Here is a 17,512-nt window from a genome sequence, read left to right on the forward strand (position 1 = left end):
TGAAAAACTATTGATGCTTGAGTTGAGCTTCAAGCAATTTAACTTGTTCTTCTTTGAGTTTCGTTAATTGATCTGCATCTGCATGCTGAGCTTTTAATGAACTTTCTTGATCTTGCAACTGACGATGGATGTCATCGAGTTTAGACACTTCTTCTTTTGCTAAAGACTCTTGAGCAGGTACAGGCTGTTTAAGCACATCTTCATTCATAAGTTGTGGTGAACTTGCAGCCTCTGATGATGGATCAGTGGTTTTAACAGGCGCAGGTGTCGAAACAGGATGAGGATCAACCATTGGTGCGGCTGACTCGGTTTTTTTGAAAAACCATTGTGCAGCGAAAAAAAGCACTACGAGAATGCTTAAGCCCCCAATTAAAATCCACAATAGTTTTGAGTTTTGTTTTCTTTGTAGTGGCATCTCTAAGACCTTTAGTCAGGACGACGAGGCTTGAACTGTATTACTCCAACTTCATCAGGTACAGCAGGTGCTTCAGGCTCATCAATATGAGTCGGACGATTTTCGCTATAACCGCATTCGATACATTCAATCCATTCGTCTTCAGCGGTGGTTAGCATGACAATCCGATCTGTTGCTTCACATTTTGGACATTTAGCCCCAGCAATGAAACGTTTTTTCATCTTTATCACCCTAACCACACGATCAATTTAGGCCCATAGTTTAAGCGGTTTTGCTGTCATTCGTCCAACCTTGATGACGTAACAATGCATCAATTTTAGGTTCACGGCCACGGAAATTAACAAATGCTTCAAGAGCAGTGTCTTTTCCGCCTACAGCTAAAATCGCCTGACGGAATTCTTTACCCGTTTGAGTATTGAAAATGCCTTCATGTTCAAAACGGTCAAATGCATCGCTAGCTAACACTTCTGCCCATTTGTAAGAGTAATAACCAGCCGCATAACCACCAGCAAAAATATGGCTGAAGCTATGTTGGAAACGGTTGTATCCGACAGTAGGAACGACAGCATATTGGCTACGTATTTCATTTAAAGTCTGCTGAATTTGCTCACTGTTCAGTGCTGGTGTTTTGGTGTGAATTGTTAAATCAAACAAGGCAAATTCAAGTTGACGTAAAGTCTGCATGCCAGATTGGAAGAAGCGGGCATTTAATAAAGCATCGAGCAATTCTTGTGGTAAGGTCTGTTTACTCTCAATGTGCTCACTTAATACATCTAGACTTTCTTTATCCCAAGACCAGAACTCCATGAACTGACTTGGAAGTTCTACCGCATCCCAAGCAACACCATGAGTACCTGCAACCGAAATGTTATCTACTTCGGTAAGCATGTGATGTAGACCATGTCCAAACTCATGGAATAAGGTGATGACTTCATCATGAGTCAGTAAAGCAGGCTGATCACCTACTGGAGGTGTAAAGTTACATACCATGTAGCAAATTGGTTTTTGCAGACCGTGAATAGTTTGCATGCGTGAGCGGAAACCGTTCATCCATGCACCACCACGTTTGCCCGTACGTGCATAGATGTCAAAGAAGAATCCACCAATTACTTGGCCTTGGTCTTCTAACTCAAAATAACGTGCATCTGGGTGCCAGACGGGTGCTTGTCGCTCAATGATGTTAATACCATATAAGCGCTGCACGATCTGGAATAATCCTTGAATGACTTTAGGTGCAGGGAAGTAAGGTTTTAACGCTTCTTGAGATAAGTTGAACTGTTGTTGTTTAAGCTTTTCAGAATAATAAGTGGTATCCCAAGGTTGAAGTTCATCGACACCATCTTGTTTGGCAATATCTCGAAGTTCAGCAACTTCTTGGAGAGCAGGGGCACGTGCATGTTCGGCTAGATCCACCAAAAACTCATTTACTGTTTTTACATCTGGCGCCATCTTGCTTGCAAGAGAATATTCAGCATAATTATTGAAACCGAGTAGCTTCGCCATTTCTTGACGAAGACTCAAAATTTCTTCCATAATTTTACTGTTATCAAATTCAGCTTGCTCAGATTGATCAGAAGCACGAGTCACATACGCTCTGTAAAGCTCTTCACGTAATGCTCGATCATCTGCATAGGTCATAATGGCAAAGTAAGCAGGAAAGTCGAGTGTCGCTACTGCTTGATCTAATTCACGCTGTTTACCGTACTGTTTCAACAACTCAACATTACTTTCTGGAAGACCTTTTAGCTCAGCTTCTGTAAGGGGTTTAAAATAAGCTTGTGTTGCATCAAGTACATGATTAGAAAAATCAGAAGAAATTTGTGACAAGCGTGCAGAAATCTCTGCATAACGTTTTTTCTCTTCACCCTCTAAAGCCACACCTGAAAGTTTAAAATCACGTAATGCAAGGCGAATAGCACTTTGTTGGGCTGGACTAAGAGACGTATAGCCCTGACCATCATGGATATGTTGATACGTTTGATAGAGCGCCGTGTGTTGACCAAGCTGAGTATAGTATTCGCTCAAAGCTGGTAATAACGATTGATAGACTTCTCTGGTTTCAGCATTGTTCATCACCGCGTTTAAATGCGATAAAACACCCCATGATTCACTGAGGTTGTTTTCAAGTGTATCGACTTGTTCAAGTACGGCAAGTTGTTGAGCGGTATCGCTAGGTACAACTGTAAGCGTATTTAAAAATTCTTGACCTGCTTGAATCGCTTGTTGGATGTCTTCTTTTAAATTTTCTAATTCAATTTGATCAAAACGCGGAGTTGGTAAGGTCGCTTGTTGAAAAGTCATTGCTGTTAGCCACATTATTTTTTAAACATGGTATTAGATGTAGGTCCTGTCAGGTAGGAAATCAAGTTTAATTTGCAAAATAAGCTTTTTAAAAAGAAATAAGCTCCAAATCGGAGCTTATTTCTAGGCTGGCAACATCTATTGTTTAATTATTCAGCCTTTGATTTTGCATTCGCTTTTTTCTTTTTAGGCTTAGACTTTTTCTTTACTTTTTCTGGTTTACTTTCAGCTTTTGCAGAAGTTTTTTTACCAGGCTTTTTAGTATAAGAACTAGGCTTGGCTTTTTCTTTCTTTTTGTGAACAGGTCTTTCTCCATCAGTACTGACAGTCGGTTTGCTGAAAACTTCTTCAGTTGCTTGTGAAGATGTTTTGGTTGTGCGTGGAGCTCGGCTACGAACTACTCGTCCTGCATGTGTGACTTGTTGAAGAAGCTGGAAGTCAATTTTACGTTCTTCAAGATTTACGCCAGCAACCTGAATTTTAACTTCATCACCTAAACCAAAAACTTGACCTCTATTTTGGCCTACAAGATTTTGACTCGCTTGGTCATAAATAAAGAAGTCATCACCGAGTTGGCTAATATGAATCATGCCATCGACATATAAGTCTTTTAGTGTCACGAACAAACCAAATTCAGTTACGGCACTTACGATACCAATGAATTCCTCGCCTAAATGCTGTTGCATATAGTGACATTTCAACCAAGTCGTTACACTACGAGATGCTTCATCTGCACGGCGTTCAGTTTTAGAGAAATGTTCACCAGCATCATCTAGCGCAGCACCAGAAAGTGGAGAAGGTTTTTGTTTTAGATGAGCTTTAATGGCACGGTGTAACAATAGATCTGGGTAACGACGGATTGGCGAAGTGAAATGCGTATATGCTTCATAAGCTAAACCATAGTGCCCCGCATTTTTTGCGCCATAATAAGCTTGCATCATTGAGCGTAATAGCACGGCATGAATGCTTGGTGCATCAATACGATCTTTAGTTGCTTCGATGACTCGTTGATAATCTGCTTGAGTTGGCTGGTCAGGGAAGGGTAGACCAAGTAATTTCACAAAGTCTTTTACTTTCTGAATACGTGAAAACTCAGGAGCTTCATGTACGCGATATAACATTGGAATATCATTTTCTAATGCATATTCAGCCGCAGCTACGTTAGCAAGCAACATACATTCTTCAATCAGTTTATGAGCTTCATTACGTGTACGTGGCAAAATTTCTTTAATCCCGCCTAGCTCATCAAAAGTCATGTACGTTTCAATGGTTTCAAATTCCATTGCATGACGGTCAGCACGTAAGTTTTTCAAAATTTGATAAAGCTGGAAAAGCGTATTTAAGGATTTATGAACATCGCGATCTTTTGGAATCGCATCTGTTGCGCCTTCAAAATATTGTGCTACTTGGGTATAGGTCAAACGCGCTTTTGAGTGCATAACCGATGGATAAAACTCAAAGCCAGTTACACGGCCTGTACGAGAGAGTTTTAGGTCACAGACCATACATAAGCGGTCTACATGCGGATTCAGAGAGCACAGACCATTTGATAAGGCCTCTGGCAGCATTGGTAATACAAAGTGAGGGAAGTATACAGAAGTACCTCGTTCCTCAGCTTCTTCATTGAGGGCTGAGTCTAAGCGTACATAATGACTTACGTCGGCAATTGCCACCACAACACGGTAACCACCACCCGGACGTTTTTCTGCATAAACTGCATCGTCAAAATCGCGTGCATCTTCACCATCAATCGTAACTAATGCTAAATCTCTTAAATCAATGCGGCCTTCACGGTCTTGAGCTGATGGCTCTTTAAAGCTTTCAGCTTCTTTTAATACCTGATCTGGAAACTCATATGGCAAACCAAATTCAAGAATGGTTTGTGGAATGATAATTTCTGTATCAGCTTTATCGGCCATAGACTGAATAATATGCGCCGTTGAAAACTCTTCGCGGGTCGGATAGCTATCAATTGCAACACGTAGCATATCGCCAACATTTGCTTCAGCGTGTTTTACGAGTTCTTTTTCTAAAGGAATAGGTTGGTGCTGATTAGGACTGTTGGGTTGAATAAAATATTCGCCATCATGAACTGACAATTTACCGATCAATTGTTTGACGCGATGTTGTAAAACTTCTGTAATAAAACCCCAAGGTTTACCTTTACGGTCTACTGAAGTCTGGCGCACTCTAACTCGGTCGCCATTAAATACTAAACGTAATTCACGTTCAGGAAGTAAAAGGTCAGTTTGACCATCAATATGTGCTGTACCTAAACCTTTACTATTAATATAAACAGTTGCTTCATATGTTGGTTGATCTGCCACCAACTGAAATTTAAAACCGTCTTTCATGATTTGACCATCACGAACCATAGCACTTAAACGATGACTTAACGCTTCGATACTTTTTTGGTCATGAATATTAAAATGATCGACAAGCTCTGCATGAGATTGTGGTGTTTGCACCTGCTCCAATGTATCTAAAATAAGAGTACGGCTTGGAATAGGATTGTCATAACGTTCAGCTTCAGCTTTCGCTTCAGGGTCAGCCCAGTTTTTTGTCATGTCGTTTGGTTTCACGCTTGGCAGATAAGTTTAGCATAAGCCATGCAGACCCGAACTGCACGTTTAGGTTTGCAATAATGTGTTATGCACTACAGTATTTTGATGAAGAAATAATATCTATCTTAACAAGCGTTTGATCGAAAAAGACGAAAATAATGAGTAAATTGTTTAAAAAGTAATTCATTGAACTAAAAAACAAGAAAATTTCAGTATGATGACTTGATCAATGTGGTTTTAGTTTGTATTATGGCGGCTCGTTCCGGTGAGGTGGATGAGTGGCTGAAATCACTTCCCTGCTAAGGAAGCATACCTATTACTGGTATCGAGGGTTCGAATCCCTCTCTCACCGCCATTACTTAATGCGCTCATAGCTCAGCTGGATAGAGCACTTGGCTACGAACTAAGGGGTCGGGAGTTCGAATCTCTCTGAGCGCACCAAGTAAAATAGAACGAATCGCTGAAAGGCACACAAGTTACGCGCTCATAGCTCAGCTGGATAGAGCACTTGGCTACGAACTAAGGGGTCGGGAGTTCGAATCTCTCTGAGCGCACCAACTTGAAGAATTAACCGCTTTTATAGCGGTTTTTTTGTGCTTGTTTTTTAGTAATTTTAAAAAAATCTAAATTTATAACTTTTTAATTATATTAGAGATAATCATAAATGAATCTAGCTTTATTTGATTTTGATGGCACGATCACTCACAACGACACATTTAGCTTATTTCTTAAGTTTTCGTTGAATAGAAAAACTCAAATCGTCGGTGGTATCCGACTTGCGCCGTATATAGCGGGTTATAAACTTGGTTGGGTAACGGATAAAACTATTCGAACTAAGCTCTGTCAGGTAGGGTATGTGGGCTATGATGCGAACTCCATAAAATATATGGGACAAGAGTTTGCAAAAAAGGTGCTTCCTACATGCGTTCGTGAAAATGCTTTGGAGCGTATTCTCTGGCATAAAGAGCAAGGTGATCAGATTGTTGTTGTATCTGCATCATTAGGCGTTTATTTAGAAAGTTGGTGCCATTCTTTAGGTTTAGATGTTATATGCAATCAACTTGAAATACATAATGGTATTTTAACAGGTCATTTTATTGATGGTGATTGTGGTTATTTAGAAAAAGTAAATAGAATAAAAAATAAATATGATTTAAGCCAATATTCTACAATTTATGCCTATGGTGATACGCCTAATGATTATGCAATGTTAGAGTTAGCACATAAAAAATATTATAGATGGCAAGAGATTGATTAGTATTAATTAACATTTAAAACTATATTAAGGCAGAAAGCCACTTATAAAAGTGGCTTTCTTTTAATAATATTAAACAGTATGGAAAGAATTATCTAAGAAGTTATCAGTAAGTAATGACTGAGGTACGATAGTATGCGTTGTATTTGTTACGCTAGATACTGTAGAAGTTACTCCACCGAGTAATCCGCCACTCGTTAATCCACCAAGTAAATTAGAAATAACATCTAAACCACTTCCACCCGTAACACCGCCAGTTAAGCTACCTACGATATCTGTTACGATACCAATTGGATTGTCACCACCCACACCGCCAGTAACCCCACCAGTTAAGCCACCTAGAAGGTCAGTTACTACACCAAGAGGACTGTCACCGCCAGTAACTCCTCCAGTTAAACCACCGAGAAGATCAGTTACTACGCCAAGAGGGCTATCACCACCAACGCTACCAGTTGCGCCACCAATAGTTCCTGTCACTCCGCCAAGGATTTCTGTTAATAACCCCGTTGCAGTAGAGCCGTTGGTAATAAGTGTACCCAGAATGCCAGTCGCGGATTCAGTTGCACCTTGAATATCACCACCGACTAAATCAGATACAACTTCAAGTGCACCATTTACTGTGTCACGAGAAGTTTCGAAAGTTAATGTACCAAGGTCTGCAATTTCAGAAACAGGATGTTCTGCTTGTGGAAGAATACCGATAATTGTGTCAGCAACTGTGTCAATACCAGTGTTGATAATTTCAGTTTTTAAGCTTTCGACACCTTGAAGAATATCAATACCGCCTTGAACTACGTCAATCACCGGAGAGATTGGAGACGTTCCACCACCGATACCGCCAGTTACGCCACCGATAATGTCAGTAATCACTTCAAGTGGATTACCGTCAACACCGCCAGTTACGCCACCGATGATATCAGTGATCACTTCAAGTGGGTTACCGTCCACACCGCCAGTCACGCCGCCGATAATGTCAGTAATCACTTCAAGTGGGTTACCGTCAACACCGCCAGTTACGCCACCGATGATGTCAGTAATCACTTCAAGTGGATTACCGTCAACACCGCCAGTTACGCCACCAATAATGTCAGTAATCACTTCAAGCGGATTACCACCAACGCCACCAGTTACCCCGCCAATAATATCGGTTACTACGCCAAGAGGGCTATCACCACTGGTTACACCGCCGATAATATTATTGACAATTCCTGTTGCAGTTGTACCGTTAGTGATAAGTGTGTCGAGAATGCCAGTAGCAGATTCAGTTGCGCCTTGAATATCGCCACCGACTAAATCAGAAACAGTTTCAAGTGCGCCGTTTACTGTGTCGCGAGAAGTTTCGAAAGTTAATGTACCAAGATCTGCTAGGTCTGAAACAGGATGTTCAGTTTGTGGAAGGATGCTAATGATTGTGTCGGCAACAGTGTCGATACCTGTATTAATAATTTCAGTTTTTAAGCTTTCTACGCCCTGAAGAATATCGATACCACCTTGAACAACATCAATAACTGGAGAGATTGGGGATGTGCCACCACCGATACCACCAGTTACACCACCGATCATGTCAGTAATTACTTCAAGTGGGTTGCCGTCAACACCGCCGGTTACGCCGCCGATAATGTCGGTAATCACTTCAAGCGGGTTACCATCAATACCGCCAGTTACGCCACCAACAACATCTGTAACACTTCCAACAACACCAGTCACAATACCTGTAGCAGTCGTACCGTTGGTGATAAGCGTATCAACAATACCAGTAGCAGATTCAGTTGCACCTTGAATGTCGCCACCAACCAAATCAGAAACAGTTTCGAGAGCACCATTTACTGTGTCGCGAGAAGTTTCAAAAGTTAATGTACCAAGGTCTGCAATTTCAGAAACAGGATGTTCGGTTTGTGGAAGGATGCCGATAATAGCGTCGGCTACAGTTTCAATACCTGTGTTAATAATTTCAGTTTTGAGGCTTTCTACACCTTGAAGAATATCGATACCACCTTGTACAACATCAATAACAGGAGCGATTGGTGAGGTTCCAAGATCGATGCCACCTGTTACGCCACCAATGATATTGGTTACGGTTTCAAGAGGATTACCACCACTAATACCACCAGTTACTCCGCCAATAATATTAGTGACAGTGTCTACAGGGCTTGTAGCACCAATACTACCCGTAACAGTACCAACAGCATCGGAAACAAGGCCAGTTGTGGTTGTTGTAAGCGTATTTGTTGCTGTAGATAGAGTGTCTGAAAGTAGGCCAGAGGTTGATATGTGACCATCAACTGAAGAGCCACCAGTTACGTTAGTGTTCACCGATATAATATTACCTAAGTCTTGGGTAACTTTTGATATCGAAGAAACAAGAGTTTTTAGTAAGAACATGTTGGTCTATTTCCTATATAATTATGTATTTTTAAGTAAGTATTATTTATTGCGCTACATAATTAATGAGATTTGTATCTCAATAATTGGAATTTAGTATTGGTTAGATCTAAAAAGCTGTCAATGTGTATTTTTAGTCACACTTTTTGATATTAAATAATATTTAAAGAAATAATAATTCATTTAATTTAGACGTAAAAATAATAATAGTTTTTATATAATATTTTTTTAATTAATTATATTTTTACTTATATTTTCATTTATTTGAATCATTATATTAGATAAATTTTACTTAGGCCTATATTCTTAGAGCTTAACTAGAAATATTTTATTTCTATAATGTTGACTAAAATAGTCGCCTTTAACTTCTAGGTATATGACCAAATACTTCAAAAAGCCTATAAAACTTATTTGAAAAAAAATATTTCAAATACATCTTAGGTGAGAAAAACACCAATAATTTTAGCTACTATTTTATGTAAAATAGGGTGCTGGCTAAGAACTAGACGGTTAATGACAGAAAGATGAAAAAAGGCTTCCTAAGCTTTGAAAAATGCGTATAATGCGCAACATCAAGTACGCGCTCATAGCTCAGCTGGATAGAGCACTTGGCTACGAACTAAGGGGTCGGGAGTTCGAATCTCTCTGAGCGCACCACTTGAAGAATTAACCGCTATTATATAGCGGTTTTTTTGTGTCTGATTTTTATCATCTTTATTAAAAGCTGGTGTTCATAGAAACCAGCTTTGAAAAGAATTAAAGGTGAAAAAGATTAACCAAATGTTTTAAAACGGCTTTCATCTTCAATAAAAGCTTTTTCACCTGCTTCGCCTTCGATTGAACCAAATACTAATTGAGCTCTTAATTTCCAGTGAGTAGGAATATTAAAAGCTGCATTAATTTTCTCATCAATGATTGGATTATAGTGTTGCAATGAAGCGCCAATGCCTTGTTCAGCTAAGACGTTCCATACTGCAAATTGTGCAATTGCTGTTGAATGCTCAGACCAGATTGGAAAGTTATCGGCATATAGCTCGAATTGCTCTTGTAGACCTTTAATCACATCTTGGTCTTCAAAAAATAAAACTGTACCTGCACCTGATGCAAAACTTTGAATTTTCTGTTCAGTTCCAGTTAGGGCTTCTGCCGGAATAATAGTTTTTAATACATCTAGAACTATATTCCAGAAATTTTGGTGTGATTGGTCAACTAAAACCACAACGCGAGAAGATTGGGAGTTAAACGCCGATGGGCTATGTTTTACAGCCTCTTGAATTAGTTTTTCAATTTCAGTAGGAGAGTGTTTTAAGTTTTTTCCTATTGAATAAATGGAACGGCGTTTTTTAATTAATTCTAAAAAGCTTGGTTCATTGGAAGGATTCATCTCTTGAGTGGTTTGCGTAACCACATCTTTTAAGACTGTTGCTTTTTGATTGAAACCAAATAATTTTGCAAAAAAAGACATGAGACATTCCACTAAGAAGGTGATGCTCTTATTGTAGAAATTTTAAAAAGTGAAATAAGCCCAATAAATATGAATCTACGTTCTATATATGCAACGAAAAATATTTTTTAATCAACTGCTATGGTTACTTTTGAGCAAAACAAAAAATAGCCTTTGATTCATTTTAAAGCTGAAATGAATATGCTCTAATAGTTCCGATTTATTGAGTATCGATGCAGTGCAATGACTGAGCAAAAAACAGCTTTATCTTTACGTTACTATTTGAATTTAGAAGAGTCACAAGATGGATTTTCATTAGTGACATTTGGGAAAAAACAATTTACCCGTTTTCTAACACCTGCGATTAGTATCGCAATTATTATTTGGGGACTTTATTTAGGTTTCTCTGGGGTAGGCCGATATTATGTCGGGTTAGGTGTGTTTTTTCTGGTGATGCAAGGACTGATGCGTTATTGGCTTTTACCTATGTTGTTCAAGCGTCAATTTGTTCGTTACCAGTTTGGAAAGAGCGAGCAGGGAATCGACCTCTATCAAGATTATTTTGAGCTTTATGCCAGCGGTCGTAAACAAGTGATGCAATATTCAGATGTACAAACCTTTGCTAAAGGTAAGCTGACTTACATGCTTGAGCTAAAAAATAAAACTGTAATTATTGTGCCAAAGCGAGCATTTGCACAGGTTTCAGATCAAACGATATTTGAAAATACATTTAAGAAATAAATTATTGGACTTATTAGCCGCAACAACAAAGGAAGCCTCATGAATACACGTCCTTCAAAAATCGTTTGCGTGGGCAGAAGTTATGCCGATCATGTCAAAGAATTAAATAATGCTATGCCTGACAGACCTATATTATTTATTAAACCACCTAGTAGCTTGATTGGTTTAAATGACGGTATTTCATGGAATCCAGCTTGGGGCAGTTGTCATTTTGAGTGTGAATTAGTTTTACGTATTGACCAGCCTTTAAAAGGTGAAACTGACCCTGAAAAAGTATTAAAAGCGATTGGGGCAGTGACTTTAGGTCTTGATTTAACAATGCGTGATTTACAGAATGACCTGAAAACTAAAGGTCACCCATGGGAGCGTGCAAAAGCTTTTGATGGTGCTTGTGTTTTGGCAGACTGGGTCGATTTGAGCGAAATTACAAATTGGCAAGAAACTAAATTCACGTTCCATATTAATGATGAGTTACGTCAAGATGGGAATACTGAACTATTAATGTTTACCATTGGCGATTTATTAGTTGATATTAATCAGGTCTTTTCACTAGAACCAGGTGATGTGATTATGACAGGCTCACCTGCTGGTGTTGGGCCATTACACTCGGGTGATCAGTTGAAGATGACATTAAAGGGTGCAACACAAGATTTTGTGTGGGAAACTTTTGTAAAAGTGTAATCCCATTTACGCTCCTACATATTTTTAACCCTATTATTTTTCAATAATAGGGTTTTTTATGAGCTAAGAGTTAGAGTACAGATAATTAAATGAGAAGCTGCTGCCTACTTATTTCTCTTCAAGAATTGTGGAGAGGGGAATAGAAAGTTTTGCAGCTAGATAGTCATTAGACTCAACTAAAGCTGGACCAATTTTTTCCATCCATTCATCGTCATCATGCACATTTTGGACATCTTGGCGTAAAGGGAGTGGATATGGAAGAGCAGTAAAAAAGCTCCAGAAGTCGACTTGAGACAAATTACGAACTAAGACATATTCATCTTTATCTGTACGCTTAATCAAATTTTGCTCTTCAAGTAAAAGTACATAAGAGGGCCAGCGTCCAATTTCACCTCGGCCTAAAATTTCTAAGGCTTCTTTATCACTTACACTTTCACCTAGTTTCTGCTTTTTATAAAACAATTCAAGAATATCTAATAACATGAGCACAGGGTGTCGTTTTTGCACTTTACCCGAATGAAAAGCAGTTAAAGCAAAACTGACTTCTACTCCGAGTAAAATAATATTCCATGAGAGAAAGATCCATAACAGGAAAATAGGCACTGCGGCAAATGCACCGTAGATCAGTTCATAGCTAGTGAAGTTTGACATTACGAAGCTGAATAAGTTTTTGAGTATTTCAAAAAGTGCAGCACTTAAGCAGGCCGCTATACCGGCTGCATAAACTGGAACTGTTCGATTCGGAATAGTCCAATACAAAATAAAAAAGCCAACAATAGTCAATACAAATGAAATCATCCAGAGAATGAATGATCCATCAAGTTGATATCCTGCAAAATTATTGCTGAGAATGTTCATGGAGGCGACAGTCGAAGAAATGACGAATGCGCTTCCTAAAATAATTGGACCTAAAGAGATGATCGTCCAATAACGCATAAAGCCCATAATGCCACTACGAGTTTCTTTAACTCGCCAAATACGATTAAAGACAGTTTCAATTGATGTGAGCATTAAGACGGTTGTGACGAATAAAAACAGCACACCGATAACAGTTAAATTGCTGGATTTTTCTGTAAAAGCATTTAGCGCTTTATCAAATGCGATAGTGCTCTTAGGTAAAAAATTACTATAAATTAAATGTTGGAGCTGTTGTCTTGCAGGTTCTAACGCTTTAATTGAAGAAATAATTACTAAAAAAACCGTTAACATCGGCACAACTGCGAATAGAGTTGTGTAAGTGAGAGAGCCAGCTTGTTCGCGGCACCGATCAGCTTCAAAACGCTTAAATACATATAAAACGAATTGAAACCAGGTTTTATTATAAAAAGGAAGCTTACTTAAAAAACGTTGTAACATGCGTCGTCTATCCCGATTTTTTTAATCATCATGTTGGGCGATTAATAGCTTATCAAAGTATGAGCTTAAGAACTCAAATCATAGATTAAAGCAAAATAATAACTTATAGAATTAAAGTCGTTCTGTAAGTTTACTATGTGCTATAGAAAAAATTGTAGCCCTAATCTTTTTCAAAAAAGTTGGCTTTCTGTTGTCTGAGGATAAAATTCATCAAAGTCGATAAACCTTTTACCCAACGAATTTGAGAAATTTGCTCGTGTTACCTTTCATGCTACACAATCAATCACCTCTAGAATTTCATAAGATTGGTTTCGCCAAAAAAATAAAAAATACCGTATAGTGTTCTTTTTAACAAAATTTATGAAACCGATGCAACCTTACATTCTTGTACTCTATTACAGTAAATATGGCTCTACAAAAGAAATGGCACATTTAATTGCCAATGGTGTTGAGTCTGCGGGTATGTCAGTGAAAATTCGGACAGTGCCAAATATTGCTCCAGTCGTCACAATAGCTGAGCCAAGCATTCCGGAAGAAGGTGATATCTACTGTACGTTAGATGATCTAGCGAATTGTGCGGGTCTGGCATTAGGTTCCCCAACTCGCTTCGGTAATATGGCAAGTGAAATGAAATATTTTTGGGATCAAACGACGAGTCTTTGGCTCAATGGGGCATTACATAATAAACCTGCTTGTGTTTTTACTTCTTCTGGATCGATGCATGGTGGACAGGAGAGTACTTTACTCACGATGCTGCCGCCGTTATTTCATCACGGGATGATGATTTTGGGATTACCAAATGCAATTCCAGCTTTATCTAATACTAAAACAGGTGGAACACCGTATGGGGCAAGTCATGTAAGTGGACCCCGCCATGACCAGAATTTAAGTCAGGATGAAAAGATTTTGTGTGAAGCACAAGGTAAGCGTCTAGGTGAGGTTGTTAAGAAGCTTTCAGGGGTACTTTAAAAACAAATAAAAAAAAGAGCGGATATCCGCTCTTTTTCATTTGCACAATTTATTCTTTTACAAAGGTAACTTTGCCATCTGTAAGAGAAAGAACACGTGCTAATGACTCAACTCGGTAGCCTTTTTCAAGCAATAAATCACGACCTGATTGGAATGATTTTTCAATCACAATACCTACGCCGACAACTTCTGCATTTGCTTGGTGAATTAAATCAATTAGTCCTAATGCTGCTTGACCATTCGCCAAGAAGTCATCAATAACTAATGCTTTATCAGTTGAATGAAGGTGTTTGTTTGAAATCGCAATTGTGCTTTCAGTTTGTTTAGTAAAACTAAATACTTTAGAGCGATATAAGTCATCTTTTAACGTCAATGACTGATATTTACGAGCGAAAATTACAGGTACACCAAGTTCTAAACCTGCCATGATTGCAGGTGCAATACCTGATGCTTCAATGGTAATAATCTTGGTAATCCCTGCATCTTTAAAGCGAGCGGCAAATTCTTTACCAATCTGCTGCATGAGTACAGGATCAATTTGGTGGTTTAAGAAAGCGTCGACTTTCAAGACTTGATCAGATAGAACGATACCTTCTGTTAAGATTTTCTGTTCTAGTGCGTGCACGGGAGAATCCTCTAGACGGATGCTTTTAAAGCAAATGCGTATTTTAAAAAGCATCCGAAAAAATGCAAGCTTTAATTCGTCTTACCTGTATAACTTGTTAATAACAGGCCATAAGAAGTTTTACCATCAATATGGCTGACTTTAACTGGTAAATAGTCTAGTTTTGGGGCTAACCAAAAGACTGTACTGCGTTCCGGTTTGCTGTGTTGTAAAACGACTTTAATGGTATCGAATGTTCCATAAGATGTTTTAATTTTTTCATTGCCTTGTTTTACAAAGCGACGATTTTCAACTTCTTTTGCATCGGCAAGAGGATATGAAGTTTTAAGTGAGCCATTTTTTAAATCTTCACGAACTTGTAATTCTGCATTTAACTCGTCAAGTACACCGGCCTGCCAAGCAAATGAACGAGCTTTATCATCTTTCTTGGTAGAAATAGTTTTGCTGTTTGGATTGAAGTTAATATTCATAGTGTTGTTATGAATCAAAATTTTGCTGGTACGGCTAAAACTTTGAGATCCAATTTTACCATTAGCAAAACTAAATTTACTTGTTTCGCTTGCAGAAGCGATTCCACCTGCTTTAGCAGTGAAATTATAAGTCCAATTATTACCTTGTTGGCTTAAGGCACGTGTCGCCGAACCCATACCTTTATTATTATAAGTAAACTGATAATTTGCCTGAAATGGGCTCATGGCAAGTGCATGGCTTGAGAAACCTGCCAAAAGCAAAGTTGTTGAAATACCTGTTGCGATGCCAAATGATTTCAGAAGTTTTGTTGCCATAAGTAAATATCCTTGTACAGACTGAAAAGTCAGTGCTGATGCATCTATAACTTAAACATATTATGCCTGTTGATCATGGAGAAAAAATCAGGATTTATGCTAAATGTGTAATCTATTTGTGTTTTTTGGCAGTTAATTCATTTTTATTTATCACAGCTTTATACATCTTTTTGCTGGATTGGTGTGATTTCAGAATCTTCTAACTCATCTTCATAATCATCGTCCTGATCACGGTAAAGCAGGGCGGCTAAATTAACATTTCCAAATACGACTAACTCAGCCTCACGAACTCGTGCGTAATTTACATGCACTTTACCTAGTGTCTCGATGATACTGGCTTTTTTACCAAACCAGCGGTTGAGATCAAGAAATATGAGTTCATCACGTTCTTCTGCTACATTAAAACGTTCAAGAATCATTCCTAAAGGGTCTTTTTTCAAAATTTTATGGTAGTAAAAAACTGCGGCTTTTACGGCAATCTTCTGCCAAAAGTTTTTATATTTTGCTTCAATAATTTGTGTATTACTAATTTGTTCAAAAACTAAAAGCTGTTGTTCTTTATTAAATTCCATCTGAATTAGTTTTAAATCAACAGATAATGTCGTCTCTAGGCCTTTTACATGCATGGTTGCATATAATCTTAACCAATCATGATAAAGATCAGCATGGAGGTCGTCTAAAAATTCAACATTATTGGTGACATAACGCTGTAAAGTCGCATTCAGAAAGGTTTGTGATAGCGTAAAATCTCTTTCTTCTTCAATGAATGCTTCTGCTTTTTGGTAGACTTTTTGAAGGCGTCTGACTAATGAAGAAAATAGCGTTTGCATAAAAGAGCTTCCAGAAGATAATTTACTTAAGAACCAACACAATCTTTATTATGATAAAAAACGAGTTTTGATATTGCAGTGTAACAAATTTAATTGATACATTTTGACAAAATGAAAATGGATAAAACTCTATATTTGAAGTGAATCACATTTTTATCCAGATTTGAATATCAGTTTATATTTTATTCGGTATTAAACCGTGGGGATAAGGCATTTATATGCTTTTAAAATTATGTTGAACAAAAGAAGTCTATCGATAGAGCCTTTTTATCATTGGTGGCAAGACCGAGTCTTTATTGCTGCGACAATATTGGCAATCTTACTGCATATTTTTGTGTTGCTCATTCACTTTTCGATGCCTAGCCCATCAGAGCAATCTACTAAAGAAATTGCAATTTCAATTCGATCAAGCAATGAGCCAGTTCAGCAGGCAGACTTTTTGGCGCAAGCAGACCAGCAAGGTTCTGGTGCATTTCGAGAAGCCCACCGTACCTCTAGTGATACTCCAAATCCCATGTCTAATGATGCTTCAACTGGAGAGGCACAGTTAGAAACTTTGCAAAAGGTTCAGCAGCAAAGAGAGCTTAAATTTGAAGAAAAAGTCTTAATGACTGTTTTGAGTTGGCAAAAACAAGCTGACGCCAGTCAAAGGAAAAAAGAATTAGAACAATTACAAAGTCAATTTCAGGCAAAAGCTGCGATGGTTGCAAGTCTCGAAGCACAGTATTTACAACGCCAACAGGATTTTAGCCGCCAGCAAAAAATAAAAACAGTAGATGGAATTCAGGCGAAAAAAGATGCCTCGGCTGCTTATTTAGATAAGTTCCGTGAGAAAGTGGAGTTGTATGGTAATCGCTATTATCCAGAAGAAGCCAAAGTTCAACAGTTGAAAGGCGAAGTTCGTTTAATGGTTATTTTAAATGCACAAGGAGGGATTCGTGCAATCCGGTTGCTTGAGAGCTCAGGGCATTCTGTATTGGATGAAGCTGCAAAGTCTTCAGTACGTCGCGGCGCACCATTTGGGCATTTTGATACCAATATGAAAGATATTTCTGAATTGCGTATTGTACGTACTTGGCGTTTCGATCCAGCTCAAGCAGAATTTGAAGTGCATTAATAAAAAATGTGGATAAGTTTTGGCTTATCCACATTGATTTTAGTTCA

Annotated in this window: 15 protein-coding genes and 4 tRNA genes; 9 read left to right on the forward strand and 10 right to left on the reverse strand. The window is 38.3% G+C overall.

What is annotated here, in order from left to right; translation table 11 throughout:
• Positions 1-7: 7 nt before the first annotated feature.
• From MKL38_RS12470 to rnr, 4 genes are all read right to left on the reverse strand, one after another.
• Positions 8-415, reverse strand: a complete 408-nt coding sequence (locus MKL38_RS12470; RefSeq protein ID WP_270903403.1) for a hypothetical protein — start codon at positions 413-415, stop codon at positions 8-10.
• An 11-nt stretch (positions 416-426) separates the two neighbouring features.
• Complete coding sequence (locus MKL38_RS12475) at positions 427-636, reverse strand: YheV family putative zinc ribbon protein (protein ID WP_004639498.1); 210 nt, start codon at positions 634-636, stop codon at positions 427-429.
• Positions 637-676: 40 nt separating this feature from the next.
• On the reverse strand, positions 677-2,731 hold the full coding sequence (locus tag MKL38_RS12480; RefSeq protein ID WP_270903404.1) for a M3 family metallopeptidase: 2,055 nt from the start codon (positions 2,729-2,731) through the stop codon (positions 677-679).
• Positions 2,732-2,865: 134 nt separating this feature from the next.
• Positions 2,866-5,283, reverse strand: a complete 2,418-nt coding sequence (gene rnr / locus MKL38_RS12485; RefSeq protein ID WP_270903405.1) for a ribonuclease R — start codon at positions 5,281-5,283, stop codon at positions 2,866-2,868.
• Positions 5,284-5,544: 261 nt separating this feature from the next.
• Here rnr and MKL38_RS12490 point away from each other — a divergent pair.
• The 4 genes from MKL38_RS12490 (at position 5,545) to MKL38_RS12505 (ending at position 6,538) form a co-directional block, all read left to right on the forward strand.
• A tRNA-Ser gene (locus MKL38_RS12490) sits at positions 5,545-5,635 on the forward strand.
• Between the two features lie 9 nt (positions 5,636-5,644).
• Positions 5,645-5,721 (forward strand) — tRNA-Arg (locus tag MKL38_RS12495).
• Between the two features lie 39 nt (positions 5,722-5,760).
• Positions 5,761-5,837: transfer RNA gene (locus MKL38_RS12500), tRNA-Arg, on the forward strand.
• A gap of 107 nt (positions 5,838-5,944) precedes the next feature.
• A complete protein-coding gene (locus tag MKL38_RS12505; protein WP_198496974.1) occupies positions 5,945-6,538 on the forward strand; it encodes an HAD-IB family hydrolase in 594 nt (197 codons plus the stop codon).
• A gap of 69 nt (positions 6,539-6,607) precedes the next feature.
• Here MKL38_RS12505 and MKL38_RS12510 read toward each other — a convergent pair whose 3' ends face one another.
• Positions 6,608-8,917 (reverse strand): beta strand repeat-containing protein, encoded by a 2,310-nt coding sequence (locus MKL38_RS12510; RefSeq protein WP_270903406.1) that lies wholly within the window; start codon positions 8,915-8,917, stop codon positions 6,608-6,610.
• A 580-nt stretch (positions 8,918-9,497) separates the two neighbouring features.
• On the opposite strand from MKL38_RS12510, the gene MKL38_RS12515 reads away from it, so the two are divergent.
• Positions 9,498-9,574: transfer RNA gene (locus MKL38_RS12515), tRNA-Arg, on the forward strand.
• 115 nt (positions 9,575-9,689) lie between these two features.
• Here the strand turns inward: MKL38_RS12515 and MKL38_RS12520 are convergent.
• The gene (locus MKL38_RS12520; protein WP_270903407.1) at positions 9,690-10,382 is read right to left on the reverse strand and encodes a nitroreductase family protein; all 693 of its coding nucleotides are present in this window, start codon (positions 10,380-10,382) and stop codon (positions 9,690-9,692) included.
• Positions 10,383-10,604: 222 nt separating this feature from the next.
• Here MKL38_RS12520 and MKL38_RS12525 point away from each other — a divergent pair, with 222 nt between their 5' ends.
• Both MKL38_RS12525 and MKL38_RS12530 read left to right on the forward strand, forming a co-directional pair.
• A complete protein-coding gene (locus tag MKL38_RS12525; RefSeq protein WP_151744411.1) occupies positions 10,605-11,102 on the forward strand; it encodes a YcxB family protein in 498 nt (165 codons plus the stop codon).
• A gap of 39 nt (positions 11,103-11,141) precedes the next feature.
• A complete protein-coding gene (locus MKL38_RS12530) occupies positions 11,142-11,783 on the forward strand; it encodes a fumarylacetoacetate hydrolase family protein (RefSeq protein ID WP_270903408.1) in 642 nt (213 codons plus the stop codon).
• A 108-nt stretch (positions 11,784-11,891) separates the two neighbouring features.
• On the opposite strand, the gene MKL38_RS12535 is transcribed toward MKL38_RS12530, so the two are convergent.
• Positions 11,892-13,139, reverse strand: a complete 1,248-nt coding sequence (locus MKL38_RS12535; RefSeq protein ID WP_045125985.1) for a YihY family inner membrane protein — start codon at positions 13,137-13,139, stop codon at positions 11,892-11,894.
• Between the two features lie 360 nt (positions 13,140-13,499).
• On the opposite strand from MKL38_RS12535, the gene wrbA reads away from it, so the two are divergent.
• Positions 13,500-14,108 carry an NAD(P)H:quinone oxidoreductase gene (wrbA, locus tag MKL38_RS12540; protein WP_201774416.1) on the forward strand — a complete coding sequence of 203 codons (609 nt, stop codon included), beginning with the start codon at positions 13,500-13,502 and terminating at the stop codon, positions 14,106-14,108.
• A gap of 49 nt (positions 14,109-14,157) precedes the next feature.
• Here the strand turns inward: wrbA and MKL38_RS12545 are convergent, their stop codons facing one another.
• The 3 genes from MKL38_RS12545 to MKL38_RS12555 all read right to left on the reverse strand — a co-directional run bounded on the left by MKL38_RS12545 (position 14,158) and on the right by MKL38_RS12555 (position 16,348).
• Complete coding sequence (locus MKL38_RS12545; RefSeq protein WP_004639480.1) at positions 14,158-14,733, reverse strand: xanthine phosphoribosyltransferase; 576 nt, start codon at positions 14,731-14,733, stop codon at positions 14,158-14,160.
• 71 nt (positions 14,734-14,804) lie between these two features.
• A complete protein-coding gene (locus MKL38_RS12550; protein WP_270903409.1) occupies positions 14,805-15,518 on the reverse strand; it encodes a DUF3108 domain-containing protein in 714 nt (237 codons plus the stop codon).
• Between the two features lie 158 nt (positions 15,519-15,676).
• Positions 15,677-16,348 carry a hypothetical protein gene (locus MKL38_RS12555; RefSeq protein WP_005038515.1) on the reverse strand — a complete coding sequence of 224 codons (672 nt, stop codon included), beginning with the start codon at positions 16,346-16,348 and terminating at the stop codon, positions 15,677-15,679.
• A gap of 232 nt (positions 16,349-16,580) precedes the next feature.
• On the opposite strand from MKL38_RS12555, the gene MKL38_RS12560 reads away from it, so the two are divergent.
• Positions 16,581-17,465: an energy transducer TonB gene (locus MKL38_RS12560; protein WP_270903410.1), complete on the forward strand. Its 885-nt coding sequence runs from the start codon at positions 16,581-16,583 to the stop codon at positions 17,463-17,465.
• The last annotated feature ends 47 nt before the right edge of the window (positions 17,466-17,512 follow it).

Origin of the sequence: Acinetobacter sp. AOR14_HL (genome assembly GCF_027855175.1) — a bacterium.
Lineage (GTDB): Bacteria > Pseudomonadota > Gammaproteobacteria > Pseudomonadales > Moraxellaceae > Acinetobacter > Acinetobacter calcoaceticus.

Excerpts from the sequence above, each read along its gene's own strand:
- MKL38_RS12470 (WP_270903403.1), bottom strand. The coding sequence starts at position 415 with ATGCCACTACAAAGAAAACAAAACTCAAAACTATTGTGGATTTTAATT.
- MKL38_RS12475 (WP_004639498.1), bottom strand. The coding sequence starts at position 636 with ATGAAAAAACGTTTCATTGCTGGGGCTAAATGTCCAAAATGTGAAGCA.
- MKL38_RS12480 (WP_270903404.1), bottom strand. The coding sequence starts at position 2,731 with ATGTGGCTAACAGCAATGACTTTTCAACAAGCGACCTTACCAACTCCG.
- rnr (WP_270903405.1), bottom strand. The coding sequence starts at position 5,283 with ATGACAAAAAACTGGGCTGACCCTGAAGCGAAAGCTGAAGCTGAACGT.
- MKL38_RS12505 (WP_198496974.1), top strand. The coding sequence starts at position 5,945 with ATGAATCTAGCTTTATTTGATTTTGATGGCACGATCACTCACAACGAC.
- MKL38_RS12510 (WP_270903406.1), bottom strand. The coding sequence starts at position 8,917 with ATGTTCTTACTAAAAACTCTTGTTTCTTCGATATCAAAAGTTACCCAA.
- MKL38_RS12520 (WP_270903407.1), bottom strand. The coding sequence starts at position 10,382 with ATGTCTTTTTTTGCAAAATTATTTGGTTTCAATCAAAAAGCAACAGTC.
- MKL38_RS12525 (WP_151744411.1), top strand. The coding sequence starts at position 10,605 with ATGACTGAGCAAAAAACAGCTTTATCTTTACGTTACTATTTGAATTTA.
- MKL38_RS12530 (WP_270903408.1), top strand. The coding sequence starts at position 11,142 with ATGAATACACGTCCTTCAAAAATCGTTTGCGTGGGCAGAAGTTATGCC.
- MKL38_RS12535 (WP_045125985.1), bottom strand. The coding sequence starts at position 13,139 with ATGTTACAACGTTTTTTAAGTAAGCTTCCTTTTTATAATAAAACCTGG.
- wrbA (WP_201774416.1), top strand. The coding sequence starts at position 13,500 with ATGAAACCGATGCAACCTTACATTCTTGTACTCTATTACAGTAAATAT.
- MKL38_RS12550 (WP_270903409.1), bottom strand. The coding sequence starts at position 15,518 with ATGGCAACAAAACTTCTGAAATCATTTGGCATCGCAACAGGTATTTCA.
- MKL38_RS12555 (WP_005038515.1), bottom strand. The coding sequence starts at position 16,348 with ATGCAAACGCTATTTTCTTCATTAGTCAGACGCCTTCAAAAAGTCTAC.
- MKL38_RS12560 (WP_270903410.1), top strand. The coding sequence starts at position 16,581 with ATGTTGAACAAAAGAAGTCTATCGATAGAGCCTTTTTATCATTGGTGG.